Source organism: Ralstonia pickettii (assembly GCF_001699815.1).
GTDB lineage: Bacteria > Pseudomonadota > Gammaproteobacteria > Burkholderiales > Burkholderiaceae > Ralstonia > Ralstonia thomasii.
This window is the reverse complement of sequence record NZ_MCGB01000085.1, coordinates 1-21,033: the sequence shown is the minus strand read 5'-3', so window position 1 is coordinate 21,033 and position 21,033 is coordinate 1. Positions and strand designations below refer to the sequence as shown.

Here is a 21,033-nt window from a genome sequence, read left to right as displayed (position 1 = left end):
CGGAGGCGGAAAGGGCAGGGGTGAAGCTCAGCCTTCCCGGCCGTCAGCGCGCGGCGCCATCAGCCACGGCGTGTAGCGCCACAGGTACGTCGCGAACGCCGCCACCCACAGCAGGCTCGCCCCGCCGATCCACACCTCGCGCGGCAGCAACGCCGGGCCTGCGACGCGCACGAGTGCAGCCAGCGCGACGGCAGCGTAGGTGAAATGCTCTGCCCGGCCCGTGCGCAGCATCCGGCCGGTGTGGCCCAGCGCGGTGCGCGTGATCATTGCGATGATGGCGCCGCCGATGGCTCCTGCCGTGAGCGCATGCAGCGCGGTGGAACGGTCGCCCCAACCGAGCGCTGCGGCAGCCAACATGGCAAAGCCGATGGGCAGGAAGGCATACGCCACATGCAGGATGGAGACGATGGGCGTGCGCAGCGTGCGGCGCGTGTCCCAGCCGGCCCAGCGGACGGCCTGCACGACTGCTGCCGCCGCAAACACGATGGCCGGAACGATGCCTTGAAGCGGCGTCGCCAACATGGCAACGGCGAGCGCCGTCGCCGGCACGATAGCGCGCTCGGCCCACACTACGCGGCGCACGTGCACGCCAGGGACCGCGTTTGACGTGAACATCGGGATGACGCGCCCGCCAATGACCGTGACAAACAGGCACACCAGCCCAGCGGCCCCGTCGAGGCAGCGCAATGCAGCCAGTGGCGCGTCCCAAGCCAGCGCCGCATGGAACGCCGCGTTGATGGCACCGAGCACAAGCAGCGCGATCGCCAGGCCGTAGTTGCGTGCGCTTTTTGCGCGCCGCAGAACGCGCAGGAACGCCACGCCGCATGCCGGCAGGAACGCCACATCCGCCGCCACCGCAAGCGGCACGGGGCCCGTCCACATCAGCACACGCGCCGCCAGCCACAGCGCCGCCAGCCCAGCGAGTTGCGCGCCTTGTGGCGTCTGCAGGCCCGTCCAGTTTTTGCCCGCCGTGAAGAGGAAACCCACCACCACTGCCGCCGCAAAGCCGAACACCATCTCGTGCGCATGCCAGAACAGCGGCGCCATGGTGGCGGGGCCCTGCGCCGCCGGCAGCACCCCCAGCAGCAACGCTGCCCACAACGCCATCCCCAGCGCGGCAAAGGCGGCTGCCAACAGGTAGAACGGCCGGAAGCCGAGCGCGAAGACGGCCCGCCCCGTGTAAGGCAAACGGCTTGCCGGGTCGGGCTGGCCGATGGTGAGCAACGGGGCTGGGCGGGGCATGGTGATTTCCGTGGTTCAGGTCAGAGGATGTCGTCCAGCAGATCGGGGCCGAACACTTCGCGGTGGATGCGCTCCGACGGCACGCCGCTGGCGAGCAACGCCGCACGCTGTGCCTGCATGAACGGCAGCGGGCCGCAGAGATAGAAGTCCGCTTCCGTCCCGTGGTCGCGCACGAACGTGTCGACCGTCATGCGGCCGGGGTGGGCCGGGCGCTGCGCGAATTCCGCGTCTTCGCCGGACTCCAGGAATACGTGCGCCTCGAATGCAGGCAGCGCTTGTGCGGCACGCTCCAGATCGTCGGCGTGGGCAACATGCGAGGCCGCGCGACTGGCGTGGCTGAATACGATCTTGCGCGCGCTGTTCTGCTGCGCGAGCGTGTTGAGCGCCGAGATCATGGGCGTGATGCCAACACCGGCCGACATCAGCACGATCGGGTTGCTGGTCGCCAGTTGCGGCACGAAGTCACCGTAGGGTTGGCTGACCAGCAGGACGTCGCCTTCGCGCGCATTGGCGTGCAGCCAGCTCGACACGGTGCCCGCAGGGCGATCGGCGTCACCCGCATCACGCTTGACCGAGATGCGCCATGTGCGGCCATTCGGCGCATCCGACAGGCTGTACTGACGCTGCTGCAGTGCGCCCGGCGCCAGCTCCACCTGCACCGAGATGTATTGACCCGGCAGGAAATCGGCCAACGGCGCATCCCCCACCGCTTCGAGCGTGAGCGACACCACATCTTCGGCCTGTTGGCGGCGGCTGACAATGCGCACCGGCTGACGATGGTCGGGCCCGCTGCCGGTGTGCTGATACAGGCGCGCTTCAGCCGCGATCAGCTCGGCGGCGAGCAGCCAGTAGGCCTCGTCCCAGGCGGCGAGCAGGTCTGGTGTGGCGGCGTCGCCCAGCACTTCGGCAATTGCGCCCAGCAGGTGGCGCGCGACAATCGGGTAGTGGCTCGGCTTGATGCCCACAGCGGCATGCTTGTGCACGATGCGGTTGACCACGGGCGCCAGCGCCGCGTTGTTGCCATGGTTGGCGGCGTACGCAAACACCGCCGAAGCCAGCGACTGCTGCTGCGACCCATTGGCCTGGTTGCCCATGTTGAACACGTTGGTCAGCTCGGGGTGGCTGGCGAACATGTTGCGATAGAAGGTCTGGGTGATGGTCAAGCCATGCTCGCGCAGCACCGGAACGCTGGCATCGATGTAGGGCTTGGACTTGTCGGACAGCATGCTGGACTCCAAATATGCGTGAAATATGCAACAAATAAGACGGGGGGCGCCGTCACGCCTTTTTTCTGGATGGCCTGGTGCTCAGGCAACCGCTTGCATTGAATTCTATTAAACGTATATTTGTGATGCAACAAATTGACCTGCGGCAAACCGGCGCATCTTGTGCGCAACTTCCCGATAAGATGTGCCTCTCATGAATGTTTCTACCTGCGGCAACGCCGCACGCCCGCCATGCGACTGACCGACTACACCGACTACGCCCTGCGCACGCTGATCTACGTGGCCGTGCACCCGGACGAGCTCGTCACGATCCAGCGCATTGCAGATGCCTTCGACATTCCCAAGAACCACCTCATCAAGATCGTCCAGCAGCTTGGGCAGGACGGCTTCCTGCATACCGTGCGGGGGCGCGCGGGGGGCATCACGCTCGGCCGCCCGGCCGCCGAAATCAACCTCGGCGACGTGGTCCGCGCCACCGAGCCCGACTTCCGCATGGTCGAGTGCTTCCACGGCGACGACAACCACTGCGTCATCACGCGCGTGTGCGGCCTGCGTGGCGTGCTGCACGCGGCGTTGCGGGCGTACTTTGAGGTGCTCGACGGCTATACGCTGCAGGATCTGGCCGACAAACCGAATGCGGTCAGCCGCGCATTGGGCGAGGCACCGCTGCCGATGCCGCGTGCGGCCCGGCGCAAAGGCGTTGCAGCGTAGGCGCTCGTCGGAGTTGCCGTAGCACAGCACTGAAGCACGATGTCGGGCCTACGTAACTCAGCTGTCGCCCGCCCCCAGCTCTTTCCACCCCGCCGCACCGCAGGCATGTTCACTGCTGCGAAACGGTCGTTGGCCGCGCCATTTCCGGTGACGGCCGATCAACCGACCAGCGGAGGTGCCATGAAACCCACGCGCGACAAGAGCAAGCACGCGTCGCACTCGAAATCGACGTCGCAGAGCAAACGCAGCAGCGCATCGGCCAAGGAGCGCGGCGGGCACGCCAGACACGGCAGCGCCGGCAAATCCTCCGAACGCGCCGGTGCCAAGTCGCATGAGCGCGGCGGCCACGGCGGCGGGGATGAACACGCAACTCACTCGCCGATCGGCATTCAAAAGGCCCTGAAGGGCGCGTCCTACCCGGCGAAGAAGCAGGCGCTGGTGAAGACCGCGCAGGCCAACGGCGCAGATGACAGCACACTGAAGACGCTGCGCGACATGCCCGACGACGAATACGACACGCCGGCCGCTGTTTCGAAGGCCGTCAGCAACGAAAAGTGATGCGCATGCGCGCAGGAGGACGACTCATGAACAGATCGACACAGCCTATTGGAGTGCAGCGCGTTGCCGCGTTGTTTCTGGCAGGTGCACTTGGCTTTGGCGGTGGGCTGAGCGTGGCGCGGGCGGCGGTGGACAAGTCCGACACCACCTTCGTCACCAAGGCTGCGGCCGCCGGGATGCTAGAGGTTCAGGCGAGCCAGGCGGCGATTACACGCGCAGGCAATCCCGACGTACGCGCCTTTGCACAAAGGATGGTGAAGGACCACACCACTGTTGGCGACGAACTCAAGACGCTGGCCGGCAAGAAGGGCATCGCAGTGCCAGAGAGCCTGCCCGCCGACGAGCGTGCGAAGGTGGACAAGCTCAATGCACTGGAGGGTGCCAAATTCGACAAGGCCTACGCCGACGAGGTGGGCATGAAGGCCCACAAGGAAGCCGTCTCGTTGTTCGACAAGGCCTCGAAGGACGCGAAGGACCCCGACATCAAGGCATTTTTCGCGCACAACCTGCCGGCCCTGCGTGAGCATCTGCAGATGGCGGAGCAGTTGAAAACCGCAGCGAAATAATTCCGCGGGTTGAACCCATCATTGATCGAGGTGACCATGAATGGCCGACACCTTCCTGGCCGATGGGTTCGAGACCGATGCCCGACCAGAAGACCGCGGTGACGGAAAACGCCGCGCGCTTCAACGCCATCAACGGTCGCAACTACAACGATCTGTGGTTCTACTCGAACCCGGTGTTTGTGTCGGTGCAGTAAGTGCGGAAGCCGTAAGGCAGGGGCGGTGATTTACCCTGCAGCGGGCGCGCTCGTCCGCCGCAGCCAGACCGTCACCGCCAGCCCGATGCCACCGGGCCCGGGCGCCAGCGCAATCTGGCCGCCCATGCGATCGACGATCTGCCGCACGATCGCCAGGCCCAGGCCAGTGCCCTGGGTCTGCGTGCCGTCCAGACGCGTAAAGCGCTCGAACACGCGTGTGTAGGCCTCGGGGGGAATGCCGGGGCCGTTGTCGGTCACGGTCAGCATCGCCCAACCGTAGTCCGCCGACACCTGCACCGTCACGTGGCCGCCTTCCTGCGTGTAACGCACAGCGTTGTCGACCAGGTTGAACAACAGGGCGGCAATCAGCGTGCGGTTGCCCGACGTCCATACGGGCTGCTCGGCAGGTTCGATCCCCAGATCGATCCGGCGGCCATCGGCCAGCAGCGCCAGGTCTTCCAGCACGGTGCGCGCCACATGCGAGAGGTCGACGGCCTCGCTCGTCGCGGCCGATGCTTCGGCCTGAGACAGCAGCAACAAGTCGTTGATGAGGTCCGCCAGGTTGCGTGTGCTGGTTCGCGCGGCCTTCAGGACTTCATGCAGCGCGGCATCGGCGTTCGTTTGCGCCGCCACCTGCATCTGCGTATCGAGAATTGCCAGCGGCGTGCGCATCTGGTGCGCAGCATCGGCAATGAAGCGCTTCTGCGTGATCGCGTTGTCGGCAATGCGCTGCAGGTACTGGTTGAACGCGCCGGCAATCGGCTGCAGCTCGTGCTGCAGGCCGTCGGGGTCGAGCGGCGCGAGGTCGGTGGGCGCCCGTGCCGACACATTACCGGCCAGCCGCAAGATCGGCCGCAACTCCAGGGTCAGGCCGATGAGGATCATCGCCAACGCCAGCCCCACGAGCGCGAGCTGGCGCACGGTGGCGGGCCACCACAGCTGGCGGATCATCGCGTCGCGCCCGTTCATGGTTTGCGCGACGCGCGTGACGACGCGTTCGGTGCGCCCGGCGTCGTACATGGTGCGCACCACGGCGGCCACGTGCACCGGCTGGCCCTCCACGGTATCGGTGTAGGTGCCGGCATCGGCCAGGCCGGCGGCGTCAAACGCGGGGCGCGTGCCGAAGTCGAGCCGCCCGGCCAGCAGGCGGCCGTGCTCGGTGCTGACCTGGTACGTCACCTGATCGCGCACCGGGGTTTCGGGCGCGGCAAACACGGCCAGCGCAGCCGGCGGCACCGACACGCGCAGGCGGCCTTCGTCCCATTCGATCTGCCCGCTGATCATCTGGGCGGCCGTGTCCAGCGCATGAAAGTGTACGAGATCGGCGTTGTGGCGTGCGGCGGCCAGGTCGAGCCAGCCATCGGCCGCCACATAGACGACCAGCGGCAACGCCAGCCATAGCACCAGCCGCGCACGCAGGCTGCGGGCACGCGCCGGGGCGGACTGCGCCGGCGCTTGATCAGGACTGCGCGGCGGAGGCATCGCGCAGCAGGTAACCAAGGCCGCGCAGCGTGACGATGGTGGCGGCGGAATGCTCCAGCTTCTTACGCAGACGGTGGATATAGATCTCGATGGCCTCGGGGCTGGCTTCATCGTCCATGCCGAAAACGCCGTTCACCAGCGCCGGTTTGGACACCGTGCGACCCAGCTTGAGCATCAGGATTTCAAGCACCGTGTGCTCGCGTGCGGGCAGCACCAGGGGCTGGCCGGCCAGATTAAAGGTGCGGCTGCCGGTGTGGTATGTCAGGTCGCCGCATTGCAGCTCGACAGACTGATCTGGCGTGCTGCGCCGCACCAGCACCTGAATCCGCGCAATCAGCTCGCGAATCTCGAATGGTTTGACGAGGTAGTCATCGGCGCCGGCACCCAGGCAGGCGACCTTGTCGTCGATCCCGCCGCTGGCTGTCAGGATGAGCACCGGCACCGGGTTGCGCCGGCCGCGCAAACGTTGCAATACACCTTGCCCTGACAATGTAGGCAATTGCAGATCGAGCAGCACGACGTCGTAGTGTTGCGTCAGCAACAGGGTATCGGCGGATTCGCCATCGCTGGCGTGATCCACGGTGAATTGGGCGCGGCGCAGGGCTTCGGACAGCCAGTGCGCCAGCGGGGCGTTGTCTTCGATCAGGAGCAGCTTCATGCGAAAACAGCGCGTCTGGAAAATGAAAGCGATTTGTGGGTTGCCGCTTCCTAGAATGGTGGCGGCTGCCTACGCGCGCCGGAGGCATCACTCACCAGATCCGGACCGCGCGATACCGATATCTACAAAAGAGCCGGAGACAACTCAATGGGTGTTTTTACCTGCACGACCGCCCGCGCACACGGCGTCCGGGGCTGGATCACGCCGTGGCTCGCTGCCCTTCTGGCAGTGGCAACTTCGCATGCTCTCGCACAAGACCCGACGCGCCTGACGCTCATGGTCAGCGGCACCGCCAAGATGATCTACCTGCCGGCCACGCTGGCGCAACGTCTGGGCTATTTCCGCGACGAAGGGCTCGAAGTGGAACTGCTCTCGCAGCCCGCCGGCGTTGATGCGGAGAGCGAACTGCTCACCGGCTTTGCGCAAGGCGTGGTCGGCTTCTATGACCACACCATCGACCTCCAGGCCAAGGGCAAGGAAGTGCGCGCCATTGTCGTATTCAGCCAGGTGCCGGGCGAAGCGGAAGTCGTGTCGACACGCTTGCCGGCGACGGTGCAGTCGATGCGTGACTTGCGCGGCCGCACGCTGGGCGTGACGGGGCTGGGTGCATCCACGAGCTTTCTCACGCGCTACCTGATGGTGCAGCAGGGGCTCTCGGCCGGCGACTACACCATGCTGCCGGTTGGCGCGGAACACAGTTTCGTCACTGCGCTGCGCAACGGCCGCATCGATGCAGGCATGACCACCGACCCGACGGTCTCGCGCCTCGTGCACAGCGGCGAGGCCCGCGTGCTGCTCGACTTGCGCACGCTCGAGAGCACACGAGCGGCGCTCGGCGGTTCGTACCCGGCCGCGTGCCTGTACCTGCAGACCGCATGGCTGGAAGCACATCCGGACATCGCTACCAAACTGGCCCACGCATTCGTGCGCACCCTGCATTACATGCACACGCACGGTGCAGAAGACATTGCCGCCCGCATGCCGCCTGAATTCCGGCGCGATCATCCCGAGCTGTACACAAAAGCGCTTGCCGCCGCGTTGCCCACCTTCAGCACCGACGGACGCATGCCGGACGACGGCCCACCCACCGTCCTGCGCGTCCTCGCCGCCAGCAATGCCAACGCGCGCGACAAGCACATCGACCTCTCGCGCACCTACACCAACAGGTTTGTCGATCAGGTGCGCGAGCGCCGCTAGCTCAAGCCAAACAGGCGCTTAGAAGCGCGTGCGCATACCGACGGCGAACTCCGTCTGGCTGTTGTGGCCGTTGGTGCCGCCCACGATGTACTGATCTTTCAGCTTCATGTAGTCAGCCGCGACGTAGAACTCCGTGCGCTTGGACACGTGGTAGAACACCGAGCCGTACAGCGTGTTCTTGCGGCCGCTGCCCGCTGCCGTGGCACCCGCAACGTTGGCATAAGCGTTGAGCGTGTTGCCATCGGCGCTGAACGCGGCGTTGCCGGCCTTCATGATCTGGTAGCCGATTTCGTAGTCGAAGGCGCCTTGCGGAGCGATCTTCAGCGACACGGTGTAGGCGTCGTCCTTGCGGTTGCCCAGTGCGGCCGGTTGCTCGCCGGTGTAGTGGAAGTAGCCGGCGTTCACGCGGAACATGCCGAAGATCACGTTGCCGCCCACCGAGTACGAGCGGTCCATGAAGCCGTTGACCTTGGCTTGCTGCGCGAAGCCTGCGAGGTGGAAGTTGTCGCCGTTGTAGCCCAGCGCCAACGATTCTGTGGTGCCTTGCGTAAACTGGCCCGGCACTTCACCAAACTGATAGCCCAGGGCCGTCAGGAAGCGGCCGCCCCACATCTTCTTCCACACCACGCCGTTGTTCATGCGCGTACCGGTGGCGCTGCCTGCGTAGAAGATCAGCTGCTTGAAGTTGTTGACGTTGGTGTAGCCGCCTTCGTCCAGACCGACTTTCTCGCTGGTGTACGGGTCGCCGTAGATCCCAGAGATGTCACGCGCAATCGCGTTCTGGCGGCCGAAGGTCAGCTTGCCCAGCGATTCGCTCGACAGACCCACCCAGGCGTCGCGGTTGAACAACACGCCCGGGGTGTCCATGTTGCCGGTCGGCGTCTCGAATTCCGATTCCAGCTTGAAGATGGCCGACGTGCCGCCGCCCAGATCTTCCTTGCCGGTCAGGCCCCAGCGGCTGCCCGAGAACCAGGGCACCTGGAAACCGGTGGTGCGCGCGCCCGCGGCGTTGGTGTTGTTGACGGTGCTGATGGTGGTGTCAATCAGGCCGTAAAGCGTCACGTTTGACTGGGCATGGGCGGCGCTGGCGGCCAGCGTGGCCGCGGCAGCTGCAGTTGCCGCAAGGGCAAACTTGATGCGGGACATTGAAGTCTCCTTCCTTTGTGGGTGATGGTGTCCGGTCGTGATGCCGGCTTCGGGAAACGCGCAACGGCAGTGGGTCAGACCGCCCGATGCAATCGCTGGGCGAGCGTAGAAGGGGGCACCTTTCTGGAGCCTTTCGCGTCGGCATGCGCGCAACGCTAGGGTCTACCCGCATTGGGGCGTGTGCAGCGGCGCGGTTGTTGCGTCGCCCAATGCAACGCATTGCAGGCCGGGCGACCGGCCTCGCGGTAGAGTGTCGAGTCACCTCGTCTCATCTCACCTCCACCAGACCCCGCCCATGCATCCGTCCCAAATGACCGGCCTGCAATTGCTGCAGGCCATGTCGCACGGTGATCTCCCGCGCGCGTCCATCAGCGAAACCATCCCGATGACGATGGATGTCATCGAAGCAGGCACCGTGCACTTCGGTGCCCAGGCCGACAAGCGCCACCTCAATCCGCTGGGCGGTGTGCACGGCGGCTTTGCGGCGACGGTGCTCGACTCCGTGACCGGCTGCGCCGTGCATTCGATGCTCGAAGCCGGCGTCGGCTACGGCACGGTTGACCTGAACGTGAAGATGGTGAAGGCCGTGCCGGTGGATACACCGCTGGTGGCCGTTGGGCGCGTGCTGCATCTCTCGCGCACGATCGGCGTGTCGGAGGGCACGCTCAAGACGCAGGACGGCACATTGCTCGCGCACGCCACGGCAACGTGTGTCATCCGCCGTCCGTGATTCCGATTGACCTGGAGCACCTGATGTCTGAACCGCTGCAAACCCTGTCTGCCTTGTCTGCGAAAACCACCGCGCTGGTGCTGATCGACCTGCAACGCGGCATCCTGCCGTTTGCCCAGGGGCCGCACTCGGCCGAGCAGGTATTGGGCGCATCCGCCAGGCTCGCCAGGTGCTTTCGCGAGCTGGCTGCGCCCGTGGTGCTGGTGCGCGTGGGGTGGGCGCCCGACTACGCCGATGCGCCGCGCCAGCCCGTCGACCGGCCCGCGCCCACACAGCCGGGCGGTCTGCCGCCGCAATGGTGGGAACAGCCCGCCGAGCTGGAAGTCGCACCCACCGACATCCAGATCACCAAGCGCCAATGGGGCGCGTTCTACGGCACCGAGCTGGATCTGCAGTTGCGCCGTCGCGGCATCACCACCATCGTGCTGGGCGGTATCTCGACGCATGTAGGCGTCGAATCGACCGCGCGCGCCGCGTGGGAACACGGCTACGCGCTGGTGCTGGCCGAAGATGCGATGAGCTCGAACGATGCGGCCATGCATCGGTCGTCGGTGGAGAACGTATTCCCGCGACTGGGCCGCGTGCGCGACACCGGCACCATCCTCTCGGCCTTGACGGCCTGAGCTTTCAGGCCCCGTCCCCGACGGGCACGTACAGCACCATGCGCAGGCGCGGGTCTTCCATTACCGGCAGGCCGATGTAGTCGTAGCGGACGACCTGGCCGCCGGGCGTGCGGATCAGCTTATGTTCTGCACGCTGGGCGCGCACTTCGTGCTGACGCCACCACGTATCGAACTCGCGGCTGCAGGCGCGCAGCCGGTCGACCAGCGCCACGAGCACCGGGTCGTCTGCATGCGGGTCGTACACCGCGCGAAACTTCGCCAGCATGCGGCGCGCCTCGTTTTCCCACTCGACAAAACGCTCGCGCGCATTGGCGTACAGGAACATGTAGACCAGCGAGTTGCGGTCTTCCGGTGGCATCGTGCCGAAATCCATGAAGAGTTCCGAGGTCGCCTCGTTCCAGCACAGCAGCTCCGTGCGATAGCTGCGCACGTGGGCGGGCAAGACCATGCCGGCAACGGCCCGGCGCAGGACATCGGGCACTGCTTCGGCGGCTGAACGCCCGGACGCCGCAGCCGCGGCACCCGTCAAGACCGACTCCGCGCGCGCCAGGCCCCGCATGTGCGCGCGCTCATCCGAAGACAGCTTCAGCGCCCGCCCGATCGCCTCGATGGTCGCCACCGAGGGCCGCACGTCGCGCCCCTGCTCGATGCGCACATACCAATCGATGCTGATGTTGGCGAGCTGCGCGACTTCTTCCCGGCGCAGCCCGGCGGTACGGCGGCGCCCGCTGCCCTCGGGCAGCCCCACGTCCTGCGGACGCAGATGGCTGCGGCGGCTGCGCAGGAACTCGCCCAGCTCGTTGCGGGGCGCGGCGGGCAAGGGCGCAAGGTCGGCGGTGAAATCGTCCATGGCGGTATTACACACGCTGGCATGCGCAGGTGGGAGGGACAAGCTAATCCTAGGTTAATCCTAGCTCTGCATCGAATCGGCTCGCGCACCTACGCTGCGTTCATCCCTCTTTCCGGAGCCGATCGTGACCTGCCTTTCTTCTGCTTCCTCCGTATCCGAACCCCGCCGCTGGCTCGCCTTTGGAGTGATGGTGACGGCGCAATTCATGTTCATCGTCGATGCGTTCATTGCCAATGTGGCGATCCCGAGCATCCGCACAAGCCTGCATGCCACACCCGCGCAACTCGAGGCCGTGCTGGCGGTGTACCAGCTTGGCTATGCGATTCTGCTCATCACTGGCGGCCGTCTGGGCGATCTGTTCGGTCGCAGGCGCGTGTTCCTGCTCGGTCTCGTCGCCTTTACCGCCACCTCGGCCGGTTGTGGGCTGGCAGGCAGCGCGGCGGCGCTGATCGCATGGCGTTTCGCGCAGGGCCTGTCGGCCGCGATGATGGTGCCGCAGGTGCTGGCGAGCGTGCAGGCGCTCTTTGCCGGCGCCGAGCGCGACCGCGCGCTGTCGATTTTCGGCCTGGTGATGGGCACCGGCGGGGCGGCCGGGTTGCTGGTGGGCGGCGCACTCACCAGCGCCGACATCGCCGGGCTGGGCTGGCGCTCGGCCTTCCTGATCAACGTGCCGGTCGGTTTGACTGCCGCGCTGCTTGGCTGGCGCTGGATTCCGCACCCGAGCGCCGACGCCGCAAAGGTGCATCTCGATACCGCCGGCGTGGCGTGGATGGCCGTCAGCGTGGCCGCCGTGCTGGTGCCGCTGCTGTTCGGCCGCGAGCTGCACTGGCCGGTGTGGACCCTGGCACTGCTGGTCGTAGGCGTGCTGGGCATGGCAACGTTCCAGCAGCTCGAGGCCCGTGTCGACCGCGCCGGCGGGACGCCGCTGCTGCCGCCCACCTTGCTGCAGCATCGCGCCTTCATGACGGGCCTGACGGCGTCGGCGCTGCACTACATCGGGATGATGGCGTTCTTCCTGGTGCTGACGCTGTATCTGCAGAACGGGCGGCAGCTGTCTGCGGTGCGCATGGGCGTTGCCATCCTGCCCCTGGCGATCACCTTTCTGATGACGTCGCGGGTGGCGAATGCGCTAGTGCGGCGCCATGGCGTTCGCGCGCTGCTGGCGGGCCTCGGCCTGATGGCGTTGGGGCTGCTGGTGCTGCTGTCGGGCTTCGGTACGGAATGGGCGCACCCCGCCGCGCCGAGCATGATGCGCATCGGGATTGCCGTGGCGCTGTACGGGGCAGGGCAAGGCCTGGTCGTCGTCCCGCTGATCGGCCTGGTGCTGACGGGCGTTGCGCGTACGCAGGCCGGCGCAGCGGCGGGGCTGCTGATTACCGTGCAGCAGTTGGCAGGCGCACTGGGCGTCGCCTGTATCGGCGGGCTGTATTTCACCTTTGCCGCTGCCGGCGGTGCCAACGGCATGGCGCGCGGCACGATGGCGGGATGCATCGCCATGCTGGCAGCGCTCGGCGCAGCGGCCGTGGGCTTTGCGCGGCTCGGGGCACAGCAGCGGCAACTGGCGGCCGCTAGCGCGGCAAGTCCGGCCTGAGCCGCACCATCAAACCACTTCCACCATTCGATACTCGGGCGCGCGACACAAGCGCGCCCGTGTGCATTGATCGGCCGCAGCGGTGATTCCACACTCCCGCGCGATGCGCTTGGCATTGCTCGCCTTCTTCCCGCATGGCCACTGTTTCCCACCTTCGTACCGCGGCTTCGGCCATGTCTGCTCCACCGTCCCTGGCTCGCCGCATCGTCGCGGAAGGGCTTGGTACGGCCTTGCTGATTGCGGTAGTGATCGGCACGGGCATCCACGCAAGCCGGCTCTCCGGCGGCGATGCCACCTGGACGCTGCTGGCGCAATCGCTGGCCGGCGGCGCCGGTTTGCTGGCGCTGCTGACGGTGTTCGCGCCAGTGTCGGGGGCGCACCTGAACCCGGCGGTCACGCTGTCCGCGTTGCTGCGGGGCGGTCTGCGTGGGCATGAGGCGCTGGCCTATCAGGCTGCACAGGCCGTGGGCGCCGCGCTGGGTGTGGCAGCCGCGCATGGCATGTTCGGCATGCCGGCGTGGGCAGCGGGCACTCACGCCGCCACAGGGCCGGCGCTGTGGTGGAGCGAAGCGCTGGCAACGTTCGGACTGATCGGGGTGGGCATCGCATGCGGCCGTCATGCGCCAAAGCAATTGCCGCTGGTGGTGGCCGCCTATATCGCGGCCGGGTACTGGTTCACGTCGTCGTCATCGCTGGCCAACCCCGCGTTGGCTCTTGCCTGCGCGCTGACCGACGGCCCCTCCGGCATCCGCCCCAGCGATGTCCCGGGCTACATGCTGGCGCAACTGGTGGGCACGTTGCTGGCAACGCCGTTGTTCAATTGGCTGATGGGTGTGGACGCAGCACCCGCGCTGGCATCCGGCACCACCATCGCACCAGCGCAAGCCGTGCCGATGCATCGCCAGGCAAGTTGATGACCGGCGCTCAGCGGGGCGCTGTCAGCCCGCTGGCGCGGGCGTACTGAAAGAGATCGATTTCGCGCACCAGGCCCAGCTTGCGCAATGCTACGGCCTTCTGTGTGCTGACGGTCTTCACGCTCGAACCGAGCATCTGTGCGATGTCCGACACGGCCGTGCCCGCGGCATACAGGCGAAGCACTTCCCGCTCACGTGCGCTCAGCCGCTCGAACCCATTCCGGTCGTTGGAACCGAGTCCCGCCTCTTCCAGAATGCGCGGGCTGTCATAGCGCACGCCGCGCGCGGCCGCCATGACGGCGTGTCCGGCATGAACAAAGTCATCGTTCTTGCTGACGATCCCAGCCACGCCAATCTGCCGCATGCCGCGTAACAGCGCCGGATTGTGGACCATCGTGCAGACGACGATGCCGCACCTGGGATGCTGCTGACGCAGGCGCACCAGCAGTTGCATGCCATCGAAGGCGGGTTCGCCACCCAGGTTGTAGTCCGTAACGATGACGTTGCAGTCGATGTGCGCAAGCACCTGCATCAGCTCGCGCCCGTCGTGTGCCTGTGCGACGACCTGCTGCTGTGGAAACTGCCCAATTGCCGCCGCCAGCCCCATGAGAATCACCGGATGATCGTCTGCCAGCACGATCGAGAGGACAGGGCACATGCGCACGCCGTCAGGTCAGGCGCGTCGCCGTGGAGGACATGGCCGGCGCGGCGAGCAACAGGGTGGAAGAGATCGGAGCCGTCATGGAAGTCAGGAGCGCCGCTGAAAGGAGCCGGTACCTTACTCACCGGATATGCCCTGCGGGATCAGACTTTTCTTACTTTGGCTCCGCGTAACCTTTCGGGGCAGAAGCTGCTTCTATCTGGGTTGAGGAAAACTGAATGACGCGGTGGCGTTCGCCCTTAAGCCGCCGCCTGCACGTGCGCAAGAAACGCGGTCACCGACAGTGGTGCCGCCCACAGATAGCCTTGCCCGGTCGCACAGCCCAAAGCGCGCAGCGTCTGGCGCTGCGCTTCGGTTTCCACCCCTTCGGCAATGCACTCGAGATGCAGCGCGCGCGCCAGCTCGATCATCGTGCGGCAGATCACGCCGCGCTGGCTGGCCTGGTCCACCGCGGCCGTAAAAGAGCGATCGATCTTGAGAATGGTGAAGGGCAGATCCGCCAGCAGCTTGAGCGTGGCAATGCCCACGCCAAAATCGTCGATGGCCAGAGGATGGCCCAGCAGGCGCAAGCGGTTGAGCGCGATGGTGAGCTGCGCGGCATCGTGCACCGGCGAATCCTCCGTCAGCTCGATGGCGATGGCGCCCGGCGCAATACGCGCCTCGCGCACGATGGCATCGATGCGGTCGACGGTGCCGGCCCGGCTCAGCGTCTGCGCAGACGCATTCACGCCAATCGAAACGGGGTACGCATGCGCGGACAGCGCGTGCTGCACGCGCACGCAATGCTCCAACACGTGGAAGAACAGGCCGTCCGCCAGCCCCAGCGCTTCCAGACGCGGCACGAACGCGGCGGGCGACACGCGCCCATGCACCGGGTGCATCCAGCGGCAAAGCGCCTCGGCGCCGGCGATCTGGTTGCTGGCCAGATCGTGCTGGGGTTGGAATACGACCTCTATCTGCTCGGGCGTTTCGTGGATAAGCGCGGCAAGTTCGTGGTCAGAAAACTGCGGCAAGCCGGCGGTTGCGGCAGGCGCCCGGTCCCGTTCGCGCGCGGCGGCTTCTTCCAGCAGCGGCAGCACGTGTGCCGGGCGCAGCGGCTTCTGCACGCCGCGCGTGCGCGTCAACCCGATCGCATCGGCCAGGCTGACATGCGACTCGACGATTGGCGCATCCATCGCACTGACCCACGCCCACACGGGCGCCTGTCGCGGAAAGATGCGGCTGCCGCGCAAGTGCATCTGCTCCATCAGTTCGGGACCGTTCATCGCGGGCATGTCGATGTCGCACAGCACCAGATCGACGTGGCAAAGCTGCAGGAGGTAGAGCGCCTCGCGGCCGTCGCACGCGGTCAGGATCTGCTGCACGCCCAGCGTATGGAGCAGTTGCCGGGCGGCAGCCCGTTGCACGGGGTGGTCATCCACCACCAGCACGGCGAGTTGCGCGAAACCTTCCATCGGCCAGTCCTTGTTGTTGTGGGTATCGGGCCGAGGCGCATCCCGTTTGCGCTGTGTGACGGCACCATCAGCCGCCATTGAATCACCGCCGGGGAGCCTTGTCAGGCGAAGTCAGCACGCGGCGCCGGAAAAAACAAAGCCCGCGCAGCTTTTCAACTGCGCGGGCCTTGAGAGATTCCCCCAACCTTTTGAGCTTCCGGCGCCGGTGTCGACAGCGTCGGGATGGAGGAAATCGTGCCCGAAAAAAATGAAGCCCGCAACAGGGGCGGGCTCAAAAGGGGGGGAGTGCTCTCTAAAGAGAGAGCAAGGTGAAGTTTAGTAGAGGGGGTGCAGTCAGACTGTCCGGGGTTCGCCGAAAGCCTTGTAGGACAAAAACTGACGCAATTTCGCGATGTTAGCGGCACAAAGCACGCTGTTGCGCGCACATTCGCAGCGACAACGTGATTCAAACAGCGCTTTGATCTTTCTCCGCCGACGTGCGTGGCAGTGATTGAAGCGTGGCTCGAAGCGCACGCTTGAAAAATCCGTGCTCGTTGCTATCGGGCAACGCCGCCGAGGGAAACACGCAGAAAAATCGAGAATTCAGGGTAGCCGGAACCGGCCGAGATGCAAGGCGGCCGGAAGAAGAACAAAAGCCGCGCGCCAAAGAAAAAAGCCCGAGCACCAAGTGCTCGGGCCACAATCCACCAAGGAGGGTGGAGGAGACAGTTCCTACTATAGCGAATCGTTTGTTGCGTTGCAATAACGTAGAACTACTTAATGTAACGAGAGGCTACAAGCGTTGCCACGGCGCCACGCGTGACGAAAACGATTGCACCTGTCACATAATGCCGCAGCGCAACAAAACGCGGCGGCGCACCGGAAGACTGGACAGGCTCCCGGCATGCCACGCTTCAATCTCGGGTCAGCCCGCGAAAGTAACCGCTGACTTAGCAGCCGCCGCTTAAAACGCCGGCAAGATCGCACCCTTGAACTGCGTGTCGATGAACTTGCGCACGTCTTCCGATTGGTAGGCGCGCACCAGCGTCTTCACCCACGGCTGGTTTTTGTCTTTTTCACGCACGGCGATCAGGTTGGCGTACGGACCCTGACGATCTTCCAGTGCGATGGCGTCCTTGGTCGGCGTCAGGCCGTTCTTGACCGCGTAGTCGGTATTGATCGAAGCGGCGTCCAGATCATCCAGCGAGCGCGGCAGCTGCGCCGAATCCAACTCAATCAGCTTGATCTTCTTCGGGTTCTCGACCACGTCACGCGGCGTCGCGTTGTTGCCGTTCGTGCCGGCGCCCGCCTTGAGCTTGATCACGCCTGCCTTCTGCAGCAGCAGCAGCGCGCGGTTGCCATTGGACGGGTCGTTCTGGATGCCGACTTTGGCGCCTTCCTTGAGCTGCGCCAGCGACTTGATCTTCTTCGAGTAGAAGCCCATCGGCGCCACGTAGGTCAGGCCAACATTGACGATCTTGTAATGGCGCGCCTGGATCTGGCTGTCGAGGAAGGGCTGGTGCTGGAAGCCGTTGGCGTCCAGGTCGCCCGAATCGAGCGCGGGGTTGGGCTGAGCGTAGTCGTTGAACTCGATGATCTTGACGTCGAGGCCATCCTTCTTGGCAACCTTCTGAACGACTTCCCAGATTTGCGCATCGGGGCCGCTCATGGTGCCGAGCTTGATCTGCTTGGTATCGGCGTGGGCAGCGGTGGCAACGGCAAAGGCGATGGCCGGTACGGCCACCCGCGCAAGGCGGGAGAACAGGGACATGGAGAAACCTCGTGGATCTTGTCGTGAATGAAATCCGCCCGCGGGTGGCGGGCGTGTGACGTGATCCTGTCATAACAGCGTATGTAACCGAACGACTTTTTCGGCATGTCCATATGCCCTACAACGGTGCAGCCAGGCTAGGCGATGGGCTCGGCGTCTTCCACAGGCGGCGGCTCGGCGGCGGGCAGGGCGACAACGAAGCACGCGCCGCCGTCAGCCGGTGCCTCCACCCAGATGCGGCCGTGATGTGCACTCACGATGGCCTCGCACACGGCCAGGCCCAGGCCGACGCCGGTGGTGGCCGATTCCTTCTCGCCGCGCGTGAACTTCTCGAAGATGGTCTGCACCGAACCCGCCGGCACGCCGGGGCCGTGGTCGCGCACACGCAGGCGGAGTTCGTTGCCGCGTGCTTCGTCGTGGACAATCTCGCCAGAGATACGCACCTCGGTGCCGGCCGGCGCAAATTTGCCCGCGTTCTCCAACAGATTCGACAGCACGCGCTCCATCAGCGGCCCGTCGCAGCGGATGAGCGGCAGGGCTGCGAGGTGATCCACGACCACACGATGATCGGGCAATGGATTCGCCTGCAACGCCGCGCCGACGAGTTCCTCCACCGATTGCCACTCCAGCCGCAGCTTGACGTCCTGGTTCTGCAGGCGCGCCATGTCGAGCAGGTTGGTGACCATCGTACGCATGCGCTGCGCCTGCTGCCCAATGGCGGCCGCAGCTTCTGCCTGCAGCGGGGGCAGGGGCGGCTGCGCGCGCAATAGTGTTTCGGCCATCCCCACCAGGCCCGTGAGCGGTGTGCGCAAATCGTGCGACACGGCGGCCAGCAGTGAATTGCGCAGCCGCTCCGATTCAATCCGCACCAAGGCGTCGCGGGCCACTTCCACGTAATGCACGCGCTCAATGGCGATGGCGACGAGCGTGGCGCAGGCGTCGATCTGGCGGCGGTTGTCGGGTTGTGCGAGCACGTGGAAGGTTTCGGGCTCCACGGCCAGCACACCGCGAATGGCCATCGGCGCTTTCAAGGGCAGATACAGCACCGAACCCGACGGCAGCGTGTGCGTGCCCGTACCGGCAGGCTGGCCGTGCTGGTATGTCCAATCGGCCAGCACGCGGTCCAGGTTTGGCATGCCGGACGGTGCATCGGTGCTGCCTTCGGGCTTGGCGACTTGCGGCGCACCCAGCCGCCCATCGAGCCCGACGAAAAAGAACGCGCAGCGCCCGCCAAACGTCGCGTTGACGAAGCGCCCACCGATGCTGACGATCTGGTCCAGCGTGAGTGCGGCGGACAACTCGCGTGCGGCCTCATACAGCGCATGTGCCGCCGCCTCGCGCTGCACCGCTACCTCCGCTTGTTCACGCAAGCCTGCCGTCAACTGGCCCACCAGCATGCCGACCGCCAGCATCACCCCAAAGGTCAGCAGGTACTGTACGTCGCTCACGGCAAAGGAAAAACGTGGCGGCACGAAGAAGAAATCGAACAGCGCCACCGACAGCACCGAAGCCAGCGCTGCCGGACCCCGCCCATGGCGCATCGCCACCGCCACCACCGCCGCCAGGAACAGCATGACGATGTTGGCCAGGTCGAACACCGGCCGCACGAGGCTGGACAACGCTGTCGCCACGCCCACATACACGCACGCGGCCACGTAAGACGGCTTGAGCCAACCGGCCTGCGCATCGGCCGCGCGCTGGGCTTCGCTGCGCACATCAGCACGGCCGACCTCTGCTGCGCGCGGCGTGAGCTGGATATGCGCCGGGTCCGCCGCGGCGCGAATCACGTCGACCTCGGGGCAATGTCGTGCGAGCGCTTCGGCAAAGTCACCGCTGGGCAGGCGGCGCTCCAGCCCGATCGCCAGCCGCAGCGCAACGACGATGGCCCGCGCCGATCGCCAGCGCTTCTCCGGCGGCCGCCCGATCACCGCCTTGGTGATGTTGTGGCGGCGGATATAACCGGTGATTGCCTCGACGGCGTTGGTGCCGGCCAGCGTCTCCACCTTGGCACCGGCGTCTTGTGCCAGCTTGAGCAGGGCATGCAAACGCTCGGTGCGCGCATCGGCGGCACGCAGATGCGGCATCACCACCGCCACCGCATGCCAGTCGCATTCCAGTTGCGCGGCCAGACGCGCGGCGCTGCGGATGACCTGTTCACCATCGCCCTGCGGGTCCAGGCACGCAACGACGGTCTCGCGCGTGCGCCAGACGTTTTCAATGCGACGCGCGCGGCGATAGGCCTGCACGTCATCGTCGACGCGGTCGGCGGTGCGGCGCAGGGCGAGTTCGCGCAGGGCGATGAGGTTGCCCTTGCGAAAGAAATTGCGCGCCGCATGCTGCGCCTGCTCGGGCATGTAGACCTTGCCCTCGGCCAGGCGGCGCAGCAGTTCATCGGCGGGCAGGTCGACGAGGATGACTTCGTTGGCCGCATCGAACACCGCATCCGGCACGGTTTCCCACACGCGGATGCCGGTGATGCTGCCGACGGCCTCGTTCAGGCTGTCGAGATGCTGGACGTTGACGGTGGTCCAGACGTCGATGCCTGCGGCGAGCAAATCCTCAATGTCCTGCCAGCGCTTGGGGTGGCGCGAGCCCGCCACGTTGGAGTGGGCAAGCTCATCGACGAGGATGAGTGCGGGCTTTCGCGCCAGCGCGGCATCCAGATCGAACTCAGGCAGCGTACGGCCCTTGTATTCGATCTGGCGGGTGGGAAGGTGTTCGAGGTCGGCGACCAGCGCGGCGGTTTCGGCGCGGCCGTGGGTTTCGACCAGGCCGATGACGGCGTCGATGCCGGCTGCGCGAGCGGCCTTGGCTGCTGCCAGCATCGCGTAGGTTTTGCCTACGCCGGCCGAGGCGCCGAAATAGATGCGGAGTTTGCCGCGGGCGGACTGCTCTTGGCCGGATTGGAGTTCGGCTAGGAGTTGGTCGGGGTTCGGGCGCTGGTCGGCTGGCATGGTTTGTATTTTTGGGTGCTTTTTTGTTCTTGTGGTGCATCCCTTGTTTCATCCCCTGCCGGGGCTGACTCACTTTCTTTGTCTTGCCAAAGAAAGTAAGCAAAGAAAGGCGCGCCCGAGATGGCGAAAGATTCCTTCAATTTCCGTAACCGGGCGGAGGCGGGGAAAACTCGCTGCGCTCAGACAGTTCCCCGCCTTTTTTTCCGCCCGCTTACGAAAATTGAAGGCGCCATCTAGGGCAGGAAAGTCAAAGGACAAAAGCCACACCAACTAAACGCACGCCCAAACGACAAGGCCAACCTCGCGACGGGTTGGCCTTTTTCTTTTGACGTTAGGCCCTTGATGGCGCCTTGAATTTTTGTGAGCGGGCGGAAAAAAGAGGGAGGCCTGTCTGAGCGCAGCGAGTTTGCCTCCCTCTCCGCCCGGTCACACAAATTCAAGGGGAAGTCGCCATCTCGGGCGCGCCTTTCTTTGCTTACTTTCTTTGGCAAGACAAAGAAAAGTAAGTCGGTCCCGGCAGGGAACG

Annotated in this window: 19 protein-coding genes; 8 read left to right on the top strand and 11 right to left on the bottom strand. The window is 65.6% G+C overall.

Annotated elements, in window-relative coordinates; genetic code table 11:
• Positions 1 to 27: 27 nt before the first annotated feature.
• Together BEK68_RS17445 and BEK68_RS17440 are read right to left on the bottom strand one after the other, a co-directional pair.
• Entirely contained in the window at positions 28 to 1,242 is a 1,215-nt protein-coding gene (locus BEK68_RS17445; protein ID WP_012436787.1) for an NnrS family protein, read from the bottom strand.
• Between the two features lie 20 nt (positions 1,243 to 1,262).
• Positions 1,263 to 2,468, bottom strand: coding sequence for a globin domain-containing protein (locus tag BEK68_RS17440; RefSeq protein ID WP_009239470.1), 1,206 nt, complete (start codon positions 2,466 to 2,468; stop codon positions 1,263 to 1,265).
• 231 nt (positions 2,469 to 2,699) lie between these two features.
• Here BEK68_RS17440 and BEK68_RS17435 point away from each other — a divergent pair, with 231 nt between their 5' ends.
• From BEK68_RS17435 to BEK68_RS17425, 3 genes are all read left to right on the top strand, one after another.
• Positions 2,700 to 3,179: an RrF2 family transcriptional regulator gene (locus tag BEK68_RS17435; RefSeq protein ID WP_012436786.1), complete on the top strand. Its 480-nt coding sequence runs from the start codon at positions 2,700 to 2,702 to the stop codon at positions 3,177 to 3,179.
• 180 nt (positions 3,180 to 3,359) lie between these two features.
• Positions 3,360 to 3,737 (top strand): DUF2795 domain-containing protein, encoded by a 378-nt coding sequence (locus tag BEK68_RS17430; RefSeq protein WP_012436785.1) that lies wholly within the window; start codon positions 3,360 to 3,362, stop codon positions 3,735 to 3,737.
• Between the two features lie 26 nt (positions 3,738 to 3,763).
• Positions 3,764 to 4,303 (top strand): DUF4142 domain-containing protein, encoded by a 540-nt coding sequence (locus tag BEK68_RS17425; protein ID WP_012436784.1) that lies wholly within the window; start codon positions 3,764 to 3,766, stop codon positions 4,301 to 4,303.
• Between the two features lie 224 nt (positions 4,304 to 4,527).
• Here BEK68_RS17425 and BEK68_RS17420 read toward each other — a convergent pair whose 3' ends face one another.
• Together BEK68_RS17420 and BEK68_RS17415 are read right to left on the bottom strand one after the other, a co-directional pair.
• Complete coding sequence (locus BEK68_RS17420) at positions 4,528 to 5,979, bottom strand: sensor histidine kinase (RefSeq protein WP_012436782.1); 1,452 nt, start codon at positions 5,977 to 5,979, stop codon at positions 4,528 to 4,530.
• Positions 5,957 to 6,637 carry a response regulator gene (locus tag BEK68_RS17415; RefSeq protein ID WP_004628458.1) on the bottom strand — a complete coding sequence of 227 codons (681 nt, stop codon included), beginning with the start codon at positions 6,635 to 6,637 and terminating at the stop codon, positions 5,957 to 5,959. Before BEK68_RS17415 ends, BEK68_RS17420 begins: the two co-directional genes overlap by 23 nt.
• A 147-nt stretch (positions 6,638 to 6,784) precedes the next feature.
• On the opposite strand from BEK68_RS17415, the gene BEK68_RS17410 reads away from it, so the two are divergent.
• Entirely contained in the window at positions 6,785 to 7,834 is a 1,050-nt protein-coding gene (locus BEK68_RS17410; protein ID WP_012436781.1) for an ABC transporter substrate-binding protein, read from the top strand.
• A gap of 18 nt (positions 7,835 to 7,852) precedes the next feature.
• Here the strand turns inward: BEK68_RS17410 and BEK68_RS17405 are convergent, their stop codons facing one another.
• Positions 7,853 to 8,980 carry a porin gene (locus tag BEK68_RS17405; protein ID WP_004628462.1) on the bottom strand — a complete coding sequence of 376 codons (1,128 nt, stop codon included), beginning with the start codon at positions 8,978 to 8,980 and terminating at the stop codon, positions 7,853 to 7,855.
• A gap of 295 nt (positions 8,981 to 9,275) precedes the next feature.
• On the opposite strand from BEK68_RS17405, the gene BEK68_RS17400 reads away from it, so the two are divergent.
• Together BEK68_RS17400 and BEK68_RS17395 are read left to right on the top strand one after the other, a co-directional pair.
• Entirely contained in the window at positions 9,276 to 9,710 is a 435-nt protein-coding gene (locus BEK68_RS17400; protein WP_004628463.1) for a PaaI family thioesterase, read from the top strand.
• A gap of 23 nt (positions 9,711 to 9,733) precedes the next feature.
• The gene (locus BEK68_RS17395) at positions 9,734 to 10,333 is read left to right on the top strand and encodes a hydrolase (protein ID WP_012436780.1); all 600 of its coding nucleotides are present in this window, start codon (positions 9,734 to 9,736) and stop codon (positions 10,331 to 10,333) included.
• Positions 10,334 to 10,337: 4 nt separating this feature from the next.
• Here the strand turns inward: BEK68_RS17395 and BEK68_RS17390 are convergent, their stop codons facing one another.
• Positions 10,338 to 11,183, bottom strand: coding sequence for a helix-turn-helix transcriptional regulator (locus BEK68_RS17390; protein WP_012436779.1), 846 nt, complete (start codon positions 11,181 to 11,183; stop codon positions 10,338 to 10,340).
• Between the two features lie 124 nt (positions 11,184 to 11,307).
• On the opposite strand from BEK68_RS17390, the gene BEK68_RS17385 reads away from it, so the two are divergent.
• The gene (locus tag BEK68_RS17385) at positions 11,308 to 12,774 is read left to right on the top strand and encodes an MFS transporter (protein ID WP_012436778.1); all 1,467 of its coding nucleotides are present in this window, start codon (positions 11,308 to 11,310) and stop codon (positions 12,772 to 12,774) included.
• 173 nt (positions 12,775 to 12,947) lie between these two features.
• Complete coding sequence (locus BEK68_RS17380) at positions 12,948 to 13,688, top strand: aquaporin (protein ID WP_012436777.1); 741 nt, start codon at positions 12,948 to 12,950, stop codon at positions 13,686 to 13,688.
• Positions 13,689 to 13,698: 10 nt separating this feature from the next.
• On the opposite strand, the gene BEK68_RS17375 is transcribed toward BEK68_RS17380, so the two are convergent.
• The 5 genes from BEK68_RS17375 to BEK68_RS25955 form a co-directional block, all read right to left on the bottom strand.
• Positions 13,699 to 14,346, bottom strand: a complete 648-nt coding sequence (locus BEK68_RS17375) for a response regulator transcription factor (RefSeq protein WP_004628473.1) — start codon at positions 14,344 to 14,346, stop codon at positions 13,699 to 13,701.
• Between the two features lie 242 nt (positions 14,347 to 14,588).
• The gene (locus BEK68_RS17370) at positions 14,589 to 15,803 is read right to left on the bottom strand and encodes an EAL domain-containing response regulator (RefSeq protein WP_012436776.1); all 1,215 of its coding nucleotides are present in this window, start codon (positions 15,801 to 15,803) and stop codon (positions 14,589 to 14,591) included.
• A 943-nt stretch (positions 15,804 to 16,746) separates the two neighbouring features.
• The gene (locus BEK68_RS17365) at positions 16,747 to 17,553 is read right to left on the bottom strand and encodes a MetQ/NlpA family ABC transporter substrate-binding protein (RefSeq protein WP_004628477.1); all 807 of its coding nucleotides are present in this window, start codon (positions 17,551 to 17,553) and stop codon (positions 16,747 to 16,749) included.
• 137 nt (positions 17,554 to 17,690) lie between these two features.
• Positions 17,691 to 20,507, bottom strand: a complete 2,817-nt coding sequence (locus tag BEK68_RS17360; protein WP_012436775.1) for a sensor histidine kinase — start codon at positions 20,505 to 20,507, stop codon at positions 17,691 to 17,693.
• A 233-nt stretch (positions 20,508 to 20,740) separates the two neighbouring features.
• Positions 20,741 to 21,033: hypothetical protein (locus BEK68_RS25955; RefSeq protein WP_212634775.1), on the bottom strand; the 293-nt coding region annotated here is incomplete at its 5' end.